General features: G+C 74.7%; 15 protein-coding genes. 12 read left to right on the top strand and 3 right to left on the bottom strand.

Annotation, left to right across the window (positions count from 1 at the left end; translation table 11 throughout):
• Nucleotides 1-25 precede the first annotated feature (25 nt).
• The 9 genes from BJ959_RS06320 (at nucleotide 26) to BJ959_RS12640 (ending at nucleotide 5,729) form a co-directional block, all read left to right on the top strand.
• Nucleotides 26-382, top strand: coding sequence for a holo-ACP synthase (locus tag BJ959_RS06320; RefSeq protein ID WP_153982809.1), 357 nt, complete (start codon nucleotides 26-28; stop codon nucleotides 380-382).
• The gene (gene alr / locus BJ959_RS06315; protein ID WP_153982810.1) at nucleotides 379-1,482 is read left to right on the top strand and encodes an alanine racemase; all 1,104 of its coding nucleotides are present in this window, start codon (nucleotides 379-381) and stop codon (nucleotides 1,480-1,482) included. Before BJ959_RS06320 ends, alr begins: the two co-directional genes overlap by 4 nt.
• Nucleotides 1,479-1,991 (top strand): tRNA (adenosine(37)-N6)-threonylcarbamoyltransferase complex ATPase subunit type 1 TsaE, encoded by a 513-nt coding sequence (gene tsaE, locus BJ959_RS06310; RefSeq protein ID WP_341800039.1) that lies wholly within the window; start codon nucleotides 1,479-1,481, stop codon nucleotides 1,989-1,991. Before alr ends, tsaE begins: the two co-directional genes overlap by 4 nt.
• Complete coding sequence (tsaB, locus tag BJ959_RS06305) at nucleotides 1,975-2,592, top strand: tRNA (adenosine(37)-N6)-threonylcarbamoyltransferase complex dimerization subunit type 1 TsaB (protein ID WP_153982811.1); 618 nt, start codon at nucleotides 1,975-1,977, stop codon at nucleotides 2,590-2,592. The genes tsaE and tsaB overlap by 17 nt, the downstream gene beginning before the upstream one ends.
• Nucleotides 2,589-3,047: a ribosomal protein S18-alanine N-acetyltransferase gene (gene rimI, locus BJ959_RS06300; protein WP_341800040.1), complete on the top strand. Its 459-nt coding sequence runs from the start codon at nucleotides 2,589-2,591 to the stop codon at nucleotides 3,045-3,047. Before tsaB ends, rimI begins: the two co-directional genes overlap by 4 nt.
• The gene (tsaD, locus tag BJ959_RS06295) at nucleotides 3,044-4,102 is read left to right on the top strand and encodes a tRNA (adenosine(37)-N6)-threonylcarbamoyltransferase complex transferase subunit TsaD (protein WP_153982812.1); all 1,059 of its coding nucleotides are present in this window, start codon (nucleotides 3,044-3,046) and stop codon (nucleotides 4,100-4,102) included. Before rimI ends, tsaD begins: the two co-directional genes overlap by 4 nt.
• Nucleotides 4,103-4,213: 111 nt before the next feature.
• Nucleotides 4,214-4,531, top strand: coding sequence for a DUF4190 domain-containing protein (locus tag BJ959_RS06290; protein WP_153982813.1), 318 nt, complete (start codon nucleotides 4,214-4,216; stop codon nucleotides 4,529-4,531).
• A 131-nt stretch (nucleotides 4,532-4,662) separates the two neighbouring features.
• On the top strand, nucleotides 4,663-4,938 hold the full coding sequence (locus BJ959_RS06285) for a DUF4190 domain-containing protein (RefSeq protein WP_243739031.1): 276 nt from the start codon (nucleotides 4,663-4,665) through the stop codon (nucleotides 4,936-4,938).
• A gap of 50 nt (nucleotides 4,939-4,988) precedes the next feature.
• Nucleotides 4,989-5,729 (top strand): DUF4190 domain-containing protein, encoded by a 741-nt coding sequence (locus BJ959_RS12640; RefSeq protein ID WP_153982815.1) that lies wholly within the window; start codon nucleotides 4,989-4,991, stop codon nucleotides 5,727-5,729.
• Between the two features lie 18 nt (nucleotides 5,730-5,747).
• Here the strand turns inward: BJ959_RS12640 and BJ959_RS06275 are convergent, their stop codons facing one another.
• Nucleotides 5,748-6,926 (bottom strand): THUMP-like domain-containing protein, encoded by a 1,179-nt coding sequence (locus BJ959_RS06275; RefSeq protein WP_153982816.1) that lies wholly within the window; start codon nucleotides 6,924-6,926, stop codon nucleotides 5,748-5,750.
• A 153-nt stretch (nucleotides 6,927-7,079) separates the two neighbouring features.
• Here BJ959_RS06275 and groES point away from each other — a divergent pair, with 153 nt between their 5' ends.
• Nucleotides 7,080-7,376: a co-chaperone GroES gene (gene groES, locus BJ959_RS06270; protein WP_153982817.1), complete on the top strand. Its 297-nt coding sequence runs from the start codon at nucleotides 7,080-7,082 to the stop codon at nucleotides 7,374-7,376.
• 123 nt (nucleotides 7,377-7,499) lie between these two features.
• Nucleotides 7,500-8,429 (top strand): EamA family transporter RarD, encoded by a 930-nt coding sequence (gene rarD, locus BJ959_RS06265; RefSeq protein ID WP_153982818.1) that lies wholly within the window; start codon nucleotides 7,500-7,502, stop codon nucleotides 8,427-8,429.
• Here the strand turns inward: rarD and BJ959_RS06260 are convergent.
• Together BJ959_RS06260 and BJ959_RS06255 are read right to left on the bottom strand one after the other, a co-directional pair.
• A complete protein-coding gene (locus BJ959_RS06260; protein ID WP_165879046.1) occupies nucleotides 8,392-9,714 on the bottom strand; it encodes an aminotransferase class III-fold pyridoxal phosphate-dependent enzyme in 1,323 nt (440 codons plus the stop codon). The genes rarD and BJ959_RS06260 overlap by 38 nt on opposite strands.
• Nucleotides 9,711-10,763 carry a phosphotransferase gene (locus BJ959_RS06255; RefSeq protein ID WP_153982819.1) on the bottom strand — a complete coding sequence of 351 codons (1,053 nt, stop codon included), beginning with the start codon at nucleotides 10,761-10,763 and terminating at the stop codon, nucleotides 9,711-9,713. The genes BJ959_RS06260 and BJ959_RS06255 overlap by 4 nt, the downstream gene beginning before the upstream one ends.
• Nucleotides 10,764-10,829: 66 nt before the next feature.
• Here BJ959_RS06255 and BJ959_RS06250 point away from each other — a divergent pair, with 66 nt between their 5' ends.
• Complete coding sequence (locus BJ959_RS06250) at nucleotides 10,830-12,164, top strand: ABC transporter substrate-binding protein (RefSeq protein ID WP_153982820.1); 1,335 nt, start codon at nucleotides 10,830-10,832, stop codon at nucleotides 12,162-12,164.
• Nucleotides 12,165-12,294 lie beyond the last annotated feature (130 nt).

Below are 12,294 nucleotides of genomic sequence, written 5' to 3'. Positions count from 1 at the left end.
CGGGCGGACGGAGCGGCGGGCGGTCATGGGGCGCATCGTGGGGATCGGGGTCGACGTGGTCGACCTCGCCCGCTTCGAGCGCGCGCTCGACCGCACGCCGCGATTGCGCGAGCGCCTGTTCACCGCGCAGGAGCGCGAGCGGCCGCTGCGCTCACTGGCGGGTCGCTTCGCCGCGAAGGAGGCGCTGCTGAAGGCGCTCGGGGCGACCGACGGCATCGGCTGGCACGACATGGAGGTCATCAGCGACGCCGAGGGCAACCCCGACATCGCGGTCTCCGGCCGGGCTGCCGAGATCGCCGCCGCGCGCGGCATCGCATCGCTGCACGTCTCGATGTCGCACGACGCGGGCGTCGCGATCGCGTTCGTGGTGGCCGAGTCATGACCCGGCCGTTGCGCGAGGCGCGGATCGACGCGGGGGCGATCGCCGAGAACGCAGCGCTGCTGCGAGCGCGCATCCCGACCGTGCACGCCATGGCGATCGTCAAGGCCGACGGTTACGGGCATGGCGCCGCGACGGCCGCCCGCGCGGCCCTCGAGGGCGGCGTCGACCAGCTCGGTGTCGCCGACCTCGACGAGGCCTTCGAGCTGCGGGCCGCCGGGATCGATGCGCCCGTGCTCGCCTGGCTGCTCGACCCCGCGGTCGATGCCGCCGCGGCGGCCGAGGCGGGCATCACCCTCGGCCTCAGCTCGCGCGGCCAGCTCGCGCAGGTCGCGGCGAGCGGGCACCGCGTCGCCGTGCACGTCAAGGTCGACACCGGGCTCTCCCGAAACGGGGTCACCGAGGGCGAGTGGGGCCCGTTCGTCGACGAGCTCGCGGCGGCGCAGCGCTCCGGCGCCCTCGACCTGCGCGGCGTCTTCAGCCACCTGTCGAACACCTCGCCGGAGGACGACCGCCGGCAGCTCGTCGCCTTCGAGCGGTTCCTGGATGCGGTGCGCAGCGTCGGGCTCGAGGCGGGCATCCGTCATCTCGCCGCCTCGGCCGCCGCCCTCGACCACCCCGCGGCCCGCTACGACATGGTCCGCTACGGCATCGCGCTGTACGGCATCGCCCCCGAGCGGCACCAGCGCGGCGCGCTGCCGCTGCGACCCGCGATGCGCTTGAGCGCGCGGGTGGCGGGAGTCAAGCGCGTTCCGGCGGGCAGCGGCATCTCGTACGGCTACCTGCACCGCACGACCGCGCCGACCACGCTCGCGCTCGTGCCCCTCGGCTACGCCGACGGCGCCCCGCGCGCGGCCCTCGGTGCGCCCGTGGCCATCGGCGGCCGGCTGCACCGGGTCGTCGGGCGGATCGCGATGGACCAGTTCGTCGTCGATGTGGGCGACGCGCCGGTCGCGGTCGGCGACGAGGCCGTGCTCTGGGGAGACCCGGCCGAGGGGGAGCCGAGCGTCGACGACTGGGCCGACGCCGCGGGAACGATCGCCTACGAGCTGGTGACCCGGCTCGGCCGGCGCGTCCGCCGCACCGCTCGGAGCGCGGCGTGACCGCACCTGCCGTCACCCTCACGATCGCCGACCCTGAGGCGATGGCGCGGCTCGGCGCCCTGCTGGCCGGGCAGCTGCGGGCGGGCGATGTCGTGCTGCTGATCGGAGAGCTCGGGGCGGGCAAGACGACCCTCACCCGCGGTCTCGGCGATGCGCTCGCGGTGCGGGGCACCGTCACCAGCCCCACCTTCGTGCTCGCCCGCACGCACCCGCGCGCCGAGGGCCCACCGCTCGTGCACGTCGACGCGTACCGCCTGCGCGACGCCGCCGAGCTCGACGATCTCGACATCGACTTCGCCGGGTCGATCACCGTCGTCGAATGGGGGGCCGGGCTCATCGAGCACCTCGTCGACGACTGGCTGGCCATCACCATCGAGCGCCCGACCGGCGGCTCGACGGCACCGGAGGACGATCCGGACGCCGCTCCCGTCGAGCCCCGTCGCGTGACGATCACAAGCGTGGGCGAGCGCTGGACCGACCTAGGCTGGCTGCATGCTGCTGGCGATTGACACCTCGGCCGGCACGGCCGTCGCGCTCGTCGCCGACGACGGCCGCGTGCTCGCCGAGCGCTCGACCGACGACACCCGACGGCACGCCGAAGTCATCGGCCCGTACCTCGACGAGGTGCTGCGCGAGGCCGGAGCGACCGCCACCGCGCTGCGCGGCGTCGTCGTCGGCATCGGCCCCGGCCCGTACACCGGCCTGCGGGTCGGCATCGCGGCTGCGCGGGCGGTCGCGCTCGCGGCGGGCGTTCCGCTGCTGCCGGTTCCTAGCCACGACGCCGTCGCGCTGCGCCTCGTCGAGGGCGGCGTCGCCGCCGGTCGCTTCGCGGTGGTGACGGATGCCCGCCGCCGGGAGGCCGCCGTCACGGTCTACTCGGCCGCCCTGCCGCTGCCGCAGGTCGTCGAGCCCGCGCACCTCGTCCTGCGCGCGGGGTGGATGCCGCCCGAGGGAGTGGTCGCGCACGAGGTGCTCGAGATCCCCGCCGCCCCGCTCGCGCACGTCGCCCTCGCCCGGCTCGCCGCCGCCCTGCCGTTCGCCGCGCCCGACCCGCTCTACCTGCGCGCCCCCGATGTCACGCTGTCGAGCCCGAAGCGGGTGACGTCGTGACCACCCCCGTGCTGCGTGACGCCACCCTCGACGACCTGGACGCGATCATGGCGCTCGAGGAGCGCCTCTTCCCCGGTGATGCCTGGAGCGCCCCCATGATGGCGGCCGAGCTCGCCGCCCCCCACACCCGCTACCTCGTCGCCGAGGCCGAGGGCGCCATCGTCGGCTACGCGGGCCTCAGCGCGCTGCCCGGTTCGCCGCAGGCCGACATCCAGACCATCGGGGTCGCCCCCGCCTGCCGCCGGCTCGGGCTGGGCACCGCGCTGCTGACCGCCCTGCTCGAGGAGGCCGAGCGGCGCGGGGCGACCGAGGTGCTGCTCGAGGTGCGCGCCGACAACCCGGGTGCCCAGGCGCTGTACGAACGGCACGGCTTCGCGGCCATCGCCGTGCGCCCGCGCTACTACCAGCCCGACGACGTCGACGCGATCGTCATGCGACGGGAGGGTGGCGCATGAACCGCGGGGACCCGCTCGTGCTCGGGATCGAGACCAGTTGCGACGAGACCGGCATCGGAATCGTGCGCGGCACCACCCTCCTGGCGAACGTCATCTCGTCGTCGATGGAGGAGCACGCCCGCTTCGGCGGCGTCGTGCCCGAGGTCGCGGCGCGCGCCCACCTCGAGGCGCTCGAGCCCGCCCTGCGGCGGGCACTCGACGAGGCGGGAATCGCCCTCGGCGACCTCGACGCGGTCGCCGTCACGAGCGGCCCGGGACTCTCGGGCGCCCTCATGGTCGGGGTCGGTGCCGCGAAGGCGCTCGCCGTCGCCCTCGACAAGCCCTTCTACGCCGTCAACCACCTGGTCGGGCACGTCGGCGCCGACGTGCTGCGCACCGAGGGCGAGCCCGAGATCGAGCTGCCGACGATCGCGCTGCTGGTGTCGGGAGGCCACACCTCGCTGCTGCACGTGCGCGACCTCACGAGCGATGTCGAGCTGCTCGGCGAGACCATCGACGATGCCGCGGGGGAGGCCTTCGACAAGGTCGCCCGCCTGCTCGGCCTGCCCTACCCGGGCGGCCCGCAGATCGACCGCGTGGCCGCCGACGGCGACCCGACCGCGGTGCGGTTCCCGCGCGGGCTCACTCTGCCGAAGGATCTCGAGCGCCACCGCTACGACTTCTCGTTCTCGGGCCTCAAGACCGCGGTCGCCCGACACGTCGAGAAGCTGCGGGATGCGGGCCTCGAGGTGCCCGTCGCCGACATCGCCGCCTCGTTCCGCGAGGCCGTCGCCGACGTGCTCACGGCGAAGGCGATCGCGGCCTGCAGCGACCGCGGTGTGCCGCGCCTGCTGCTCGGAGGGGGTGTCGCCGCGAACGCGCGGGTGCGGGCGCTGGCCGCCGAGCGTGCCGCCGCCGCGGGGGTCGAGCTCCGCATCCCGCCGCTGTCGCTGTGCACCGACAACGGAGCCATGATCGCGGCGCTCGCCGCGCAGCTGATCATGGCCGGGCGCGAGCCCTCGGGGCTGGCGGTGAGCGCCGACTCGACGCTGCCCGTCACGACGGTGCAAGCCTGACCCGACGAGGCTCGAGGCGCGCCCGCCGCCTCGTTGACACCCCCGGGGGTCGCTGACAGCATGGGCCGTGCCCGCACCCGGGCCGCCACCGATCGATACTCAGGAGACCGCATGTCTGACGTGACCCCGCCCCCCGCACCGACCCCGCCCCCGGCCGCTCCGTACGCGCCGGCCGCCGCCGGGCCGAAGACCAACACGCTGGCGATCGTCTCGCTCGTGCTGGCCTTCTTCGTGTCGCTCGGCGCGGTGATCTGCGGCCACATCGCCCTCAGCCAGATCAAGAAGACCGGCGAGAACGGCCGCGGTCTCGCGATCGCCGGCCTCGTGCTCGGCTACCTCGGCCTCGTCGCGGGCCTCATCGGCGTCATCGCCTGGATCGGCTTCTTCGCCATCGCGGCGAGCAGCGGCGGCATCACCTTCGCCCCCTGACCGCTGCGCTGAGCGAACCGCGCATCGACTGATCGGCCCGCGGGGCCGATTAGAGGCTCGCACCGAGGTGAATGCCCGGTGCGAGCCTCTATCATGTGCGGAGCATCCGACCCGACCCGAACGGCCCGCCCATGACTGACGCCGCGTCTCCCGCCCCTTCGCCCGCTGCCGCTTCCGGTGCGCCCGGTGCGCGCAACCGCCTGGCGCCGGTCGCCCTCGTGCTCGCCCTGCTCGTGCCGGTCGCCGGCGCGGTGCTCGGCCACATCACCCTCCGTCAGATCGCGCAGACCGGGGAGGGCGGCCGTGGGCTCGCGCTCGCCGCAACGATCATCGGCTGGGTCGGCACCGTCGCCTGGTTCGTGTTCTGGGGCGTCTTCCTGGCGACTCTGAACGCCCTCGGCGCCTGACCCGCCCGCAAGAACCGTCCGCTCCGCCCGAGCCGCCACAGGAGGATCCCATGGCCGAGACCACGCCCCCGCCGCCCCCGCCCCCCGCACCCGGGCAGGGTGCCGCGGATGCTCCGCTCGAGCCCGCGAAGAAGCCGACGCGCCGCACGCCGGCCGCCACGACGAAGGCGCCCGCCGCCGCCTCGGCGGCGAAGAAGACTCCTGCCGCCGCCTCGGCGGCGAAGAAGGCCCCTGCCGCCGCCTCGGCGGCGAAGAAGACCTCCGCCGCTGCTCCCCCGGCGAGGAAGACCCCTGCCTCGGCCGCGGCTGCGACGGCACCCGTCGCCGCTCCGCCGCCGATCGAGGCGACGCCTCCTGCTTCGCGCCCCGATCCGTATTCGGCCCCCGCGCCCGCTGCGGCGAGCCCCGCCCCTGCGGCTGCCGCCCCGGTCGCGCCCGCGGCCCCCGCGACTCCGGGCGCTCCCGCGGCGCCCGCCGCGCCCGCCGCGACGCCCTACAGTGCGCTGCCCGCCAGCCCCGCCTCGACGCTCAGCGTGCTGGCGCTCGTGCTCGGCATCATCGGCCTGGTCTTCTCTTTCGCCGCCTTCGGGCTCCTGCCGGCCATCGCCGGCGTCATCCTCGGCCACATGGCGCTCAAGCGCGAGCCGCACGCGCGCGGCATGGCGGTCGCGGGGCTCGTCTGCGGCTACGTCGGGATCGCGATCTCCGTGCTGTGGGGAATCCTGTTCCTGTTCCTCACGCTGCTGCCGATCATCTTCTTCTCGAGCGTCGGGAGCATGGGCGGGTTCTGACCCCCGCCATCGGCACGGTCAGAGGCGCTCGGCGAGCAGGGCCGCGCGCTCGCCGGCGATGCGCGTCAGCACCAGCACACCCGCGGCGTCGCCGCGCAGGGCCAGCTTGGGCCGCAGCCGGGCGGGGTCGATGTCGACGCCGCGCTTCTTGATCTCGAGCGTCCCGATCCCGCGCGCGGCGAGCGCGCGCTTGAGCCGGGCGATATCGATGGGCAGCCGCTCCACGATGCGGAACCCGCGCGCGAAGGGCGTCTGCATGGCGGTGTCGCTCGTCACGTAGGCGATCGTGGGGTCGAGCATCCGGCCCCCGATGCTGCGTGCGAGGTCGCCGATCAAGCGCGCGCGAATCACCGCGCCGTCGGGCTCGTACAGGTACTCGCCGAGCGGCCCGGCGTCGACGTCGGCGCTGTCGGTCGCGCTGCGCAGCTCGGCCGGGGGTGCGTCGCCGCGGAGCACGAGCGCCGCCCGCCCGACCCCGGGGCGGGCCAGGGCGCCGCTCCACAGCACGAGCTCGACGACCTCGCCGTCGACCGAGATCCACTGCGCCTCGAGGCCCTCGGGCAGCAGCCCGCGGTCCATCCCGGGGGCGAGTTTGATACCCGCCGGGCGGCGACCGGCGATCGCGAGCGCGTCGGTGAGGCTCGGCGACCAGTCGTCCGGGGAGTTCAGTCGCACGGCTCCCGTGCGCCGTGCGGGGTCGAGCCAGACGGCGCCGACGTCATCGAGGCTCTGCGCGAGGGCATCGCCGTGCACGACCCGCGCGGTGGGGAAGGGCGCCAGGTTGTAGGCGGCGATCGCGGCCGTCACCTCGTCGCGCTCGACCGCTGTCACCGTCAGGTCGAGCGAGGCCAGCGCCAGGGCGTCGCCGCCGATGCCGCAGCCGAGGTCGGCCACGCGCTGCAGGCCGGCGGCGGCGAAGCGTCCGGCATGCTGGGCCGCGACCCGCAGTCGGCTCGCCTGCTCCAGCCCCTCGGCGGTGAAGAGCATCCGCCGCGCGAAGGGGCCGAACTTCTCCTCGGCCTTCCGCCGCAGCCGGTACTGGGTGAGCACGGCGGCGACGCGAGCGGGCGGATGCCCCTGCTTGCGCAGCCCGGCCACCAGCGCCACGACGTCGGCGGTCGAGTCGCTCGGCGCGAGCGTGTCGAGCAGCGCCAGCGCCTCCGGGGTGAGCAGCTCCCGCAGCTCGGCGGCATCCATGGGTCGATCCTGCCACCGGACGGTTCTCCTGTGCGCGCGCCGCGGGCTGGCACTCGGATTGCGAGAGTGCTAATCGCTTCGGTACAGTTGCTCTGGCACTCGCACGTCGAGTGTGCCAACCCCCTCATCGTCGTCAGAAAGAAGAGGTCAACCGTGTCGGTCAGCATCAAGCCGCTCGAGGATCGCATCGTCATCAAGCAGGTCGAGGCGGAGCAGACCACCGCTTCGGGTCTCGTCATCCCCGACACCGCCAAGGAGAAGCCCCAGGAGGGTGAGGTCGTCGCCGTCGGCCCCGGCCGCATCGACGACAACGGCAACCGTGTTCCGCTCGACGTCGCCGTCGGCGACCGCGTGCTCTACTCGAAGTACGGCGGCACCGAGGTGAAGTACGGCGGCGAGGAGTTCCTCGTCCTGTCGGCCCGCGACGTCCTCGCGGTCGTCGTCCGCTAACGACGCACCCCCCGCCCGAGCGCTCGGCGCTCGATCGCGGCTCCACGAGACCCCCGGCGCGCATCCGTGCGACCGGGGGTTCGTGCTGTCGGGGCGGCCTCCGGCGCGGACTACAGTGACCCTGTGCCCGAGAACCGCCTGTCGCCCTCCGGGCTCGCGCTGGCGGTCGGGGCCTACGGACTCTGGGGCTTCCTGCCCGCCTACTTCCTGTTGCTCGAGCCGGCCGGCCCGATCGAGATCGTCGCCTGGCGCATCGCGCTCTCCCTCGTCTTCTGCGTGATCCTGCTCGCGGCGACCCGGGCCTTCCGGCCGTTCGCCGCGCTGCTGCGCGACCGGCGGGTCATGGGGCTGAGCCTCGTGGCCGGCATCCTCATCGCCATCAACTGGATCGTGTACGTCTACGGCTCGACGAGCGGCTTCGTCGTCGAGGCCGCGCTCGGCTACTTCATCAACCCGATCGTCTCGATCGGCCTCGGCGTGATCTTCCTGCGCGAGCGGCTGCGGCCCGGCCAGTGGGCCGCGGTCGGCATCAGCGTGCTCGCCGTGCTCGTGCTGGCGATCGGCTACGGACAGCCGCCGTGGATCGCGCTCACCCTGGCCTTCTCCTTCGGCTTCTACGGCTTCATCAAGAACCGCATGGGCGGGCGCGTCACCGCCGTCGCGGGCCTCACCCTCGAGACCGCCTGGCTCGTGCCCGTCGCCGTGGTCGCGCTCGTCGCCGTCGAGCTGACCGGGGGCATCACGATGGGACGCGCCGGTCTCGGCCACGCGCTGCTGCTCTCGCTCGCTGGCGTCATCACCGCGGTGCCGCTGCTGCTGTTCGCCGCCGCATCGCGCCGCCTGCCGCTCACCGTGATGGGCTTCATCCAGTACCTGGCGCCGCTCATGCAGTTCGCATTCGGCGTGCTCGTGCTGCTCGAGCCGATGCCGCTCGAGCGCTGGATCGGCTTCGCCCTCGTCTGGCTCGCGCTCGCGGTGCTCACCGCCGAGGCGGTCGTGCACCGTCGGCGCGCCGTCAGCCGAGGTCGCGCAGGGCTCCCTCCAGCTCCGTGATGAACCGCTCGGCGTCTCCGTGCGAGAACGGCAGCGGCGGGCGGATCTTGAGCGCCGCGTTGTCGCGCCCCGACGCGCTGATCAGGATGCGCCGCTCGCGCAGCCCGCTCACCAGGGCCGTGGCGGCCGGCTGGTCGGGCAGCCCCGTCGCCGGATCGACGACGTCGACGCCGAGGTAGAGCCCCGCACCGCGCGGGTCGCGCAGCCGCGGGTGCCCCCCCGTCAGCTCGCGGAGCATGCCGAGCAGGGCGGCCCCCACGGCCCCGGCGTGCTGCGGCAGGCCCTCGTCGTGCAGCACCTCCCACGTCGCGCGTGCGGCCGCGACCGAGACGGGCGTGCCGGCGAAGGTGTTGAAGTACCGCACGCGCTCGCCGAACGCGGCCATGAGCGGCCGCCGCGCGACGAGCCCCGCGACCGGGAGGCCGTTCGCCATCGGCTTGCCGATCGTCACCAGGTCGGGGTCGAGGCCGTGCCGGACGAAGCCCCAGAGGCTCGGCTTCTCTGCGGTGGCGCCGAGCCGGCCGAAGCCGGGCTGCACCTCGTCGGCGATGACCAGCCCGCCCGCGGCGCGCACCGCCGCGGCGACGGCGGCGAGGGTGGCGCGGGTCGCGGGGGAGGGGGCGAGGAAGCCGTCGCTGGCGAAGGCGGTGTCGACGATGAGCGCGGCCACGCCGTGCCCGGCGGCCTGCAGCGCGGCGATCGCGCGCTCCGCATCCGCCACCATCGCCCGCCCGTCGCCGACCGGCGGCCGCACGGTGCGGGTCCAGGCGGCGAGCGAGTCGTCGCCGCCGAGCGAGGGCGAGATCGCCGCGATCTCGGTCGTGACGCCGTGGTACGCGTTCTCGGTCACGATGACGCCGCGGTGTCCGGTCGCCTGCTTCGCCACCCGCAGCGCGAGATCGTTCGCCTCCGAGCCCGTGCAGACCAAGGTGAGGGTGTCGAGCGCAGCGGGGAAGGCCTCGACCAGTCGCTCGGCATAGTCGATGAGCCCCTCGTCGAGGTACCGCGTGTGGGTGTTCAGCCGCGCCGCCTGCTCGGCGATCGCCGCCGCCACCCGCGGGTGCGCATGCCCGACCACGGGCACGTTGTTGTACACGTCGAGGAACTCCTCGCCGTCGCGCGTGTACAGCTTCGTGCCGCTGCCGCGCACGAACTCGACGGGGTGCGCGTAGAACAGCCGGTAGCCGGGCGACAGCACCGCCTCGCGCCGGTCGATGAGCGCGCGCGTGCGCTCGTCGAGCGCGGCGCGGTGCTCGGGCCGGTAGTACGTGGCGGGTCCGATCACGGGGTGCCTCCGATGCGGTGCGGGGTGCTCGCGCCCAGCTCGCGCAGGTCGCGGGCGATGGCGCTCAGGTTGCGGCTCGCGTACTCCGCGGCCCGGGGGTTCGCGGCGGCGATGGCCGAGTTCAGGATGCCGCGCTGGGCCAGCCGCAGCAGAACCAGGTCGGGCAGCAGCGCGTGCTCGGCCGGGTCGAGCGGCTCGACGCTCTCGTAGCCCGCCACGTAGGCGGTCGCCGCGGCCCAGGGCGGACCGGCCTCGCCGACCCGGCCGCGGGCGTACGAGGCGGCGACGGCGAGGTCGGCGACCCGCGCGGTGCGGGTCATGTCGCCGAAGTCGAGCACCCCCGTCACCTCCAGCGGGGTGCCGGGCGGCCCCGGCCGTACGAGCACGTTGTCGCCGTGCAGGTCGTTGTGCGCGAGCACCGCGGGCAGGGCGCGCGCGGGCGCGAGCACCGCATCCGCCGCCCGCTCGATGACCGCGGCGATGGCCGACCGCAGCGCCGGGTCGCCGATCGCGGGCACGAGCGGGCCGTAGCGCTCGAGCGCGAGCAGGTTCCACTCCGTCGGGGCGCCCTGCAGGGGCGGGTCGGCCGCATCGCCGATCGCCGCGATCGCGCGGGCCAGGCGGGCGTGCAGGGCACCCAGTGCGCGCAGGTCGCCGAGCGACCGCGGCGCCGAGCCCAGCGTCTCGCCGTCGAGGTGGGTGAGCACCCGCAGCAGGCGCGGCCCGTCGACGGTCTGGATCGTGGCTGACAGGGCGCCGTCGGCGGCGGGCAGCACGCGCGGCACCGGCAGGTCGGGGCGGATGCGGGCCAGCGCCTCGAGCACGGCCAGCTGATCGGCCACCACGCGCGGATCGTCGAGCGGGTGCGCCAGCTTGGCCACGAGCATCCGGTCGCCGGACCGCACCCGGAAGGTGTCGTCGCGCTCGGTCGCCAGCCGCTCGACGGCATCGACCGCGAGCGCGTGCGTGCGGGCCAGCAGGGCTGCCGCGCGCTCGACCGGCACCGCCGCGAACGGCGCGGTCAGGTGCGGGGGCGACGGCGCGGTCACCGCACCAGCCTACGGGCGGGCCGCTACAGTTCCGGTAGCCCCTGGACGCCCGGAAGGAGCCTCGCCATGCCGCGTCGCCCCGCTTCCCCGACCGATGCGCGCCGACCCGGCGCCCGCCGACTCGGTGCTCCCCGGCACGCCGCTCGTGCCGCCGTCGCGGCGCTCGCCGCGCTCGCCACCGGCGCGCTCCTCGTGGGCTGCGCCGCGCCCCGTCCGCTGCCGACCCCGACCCCCACGCCCACCGAGACCCTCGTGCCGACGGGCGATGGCGTGCTGCGCATCGGCACGCTGCTGCCGATGAGGGGCGACATCGCCTTCATCGGCCCCGGCATGGTCGCCGCCGTCGAGGTCGCCGTGCGCGACATCAATGCCGCCGGCGGGGTGCTGGGCCAGCCCGTCGAGGTGCTCTACCGCAATTCGGGCACCGCGGAAGAGGACCGGCTGGAGACCGCCTTCGCCGACCTCGTCGAGCGCGGCGTCGATGTCATCATCGGCCCGGCCACCTCGGCGCTCGCCGAGCGGCTCGTGCCCCTCGCCGCCGCCGCCGACATCACCGTCATCTCTCCCGCCGCGACCTACCCGACCGTCCGCTCGGCGACGCCGCCCGGCGTCTTCTTCCGGACCATTCCCGCTTATGACCAGCAGGCTCGCGCCATCGTCGCGGCGCTCGAGAGCGACGGCGTCGAGGCTGTCTCGCTCGTCACCACCGGCGACCAGCTCGGCTTCTCCTTCGAGCTCGCCGTGCGCGCGGCGCTCGACGAGCGCGGCATGCGATTGAGCGGCATCGAGCAGCTGGATGCGGCCACCAACCCCGCCCGTCTGGCGTTCAGCATCGCCGGGGGAGACCCCGAGGCGGTCGTCGTCGCGACCGGGGCGAGCCTCGCCGAGCAGAACGCCCGCGTGCTGACCGCGCTCATCGAGCGGGGCATCGCGCCCGAGTCGCTCTGGCTGACCTCGCAGAACCTCTCCGACTTCTCCGAGGCCGTCGAGGCGGGCGTGCTCGAGGGGGTCAACGGCGTGCTCGAGGGCGCGGTCGTCTCCGACGAGCTGCTCGCGCGGCTCCAGCAGTCCGACCCCTTCCTGCGCAGTGCGCGCTTCGGACCCGAGGCCTACGACGCCGTCGTGCTCGCCGCGCTCGCCGCGGTGCTCGCCGAGGACGACGGCGGGCCTTCGATCGCCCGCAGCCTCGCCGACGCGGCCGGCTCGGGCGTACCCTGCGCCAGCTTCGGCGAGTGCCTCTCGGTGCTCGAGACCGAGCCCGCGATCGACTACGACGGGCTCTCGGGCCCCCTCACCCTCGATGACGCCGGCGATGTCATCGACGGCGTGCTGAGGCTGTACCGCTACACCGCGGAGAATCGGGCGGAACTGTTCGGCGACCTGCCGATCGTCGCCCGATAGCACCGCGCACGGACGGCTCAGGGGCGCCGGGCACGAAAGTCGACGAAAACCCTCGTCGGTGAGCGTGCACGCGCAAGGAATCCGTCGCAGACCCCTCGGCGCGACAGTGTTTCAGGGTGTTACAGGGCTG

Source organism: Microcella frigidaquae (assembly GCF_014200395.1).
Lineage (GTDB): Bacteria > Actinomycetota > Actinomycetes > Actinomycetales > Microbacteriaceae > Microcella > Microcella frigidaquae.
Note: the sequence above shows the minus strand (reverse complement) of the source record. Positions and strands in the feature narration are given on the sequence as shown.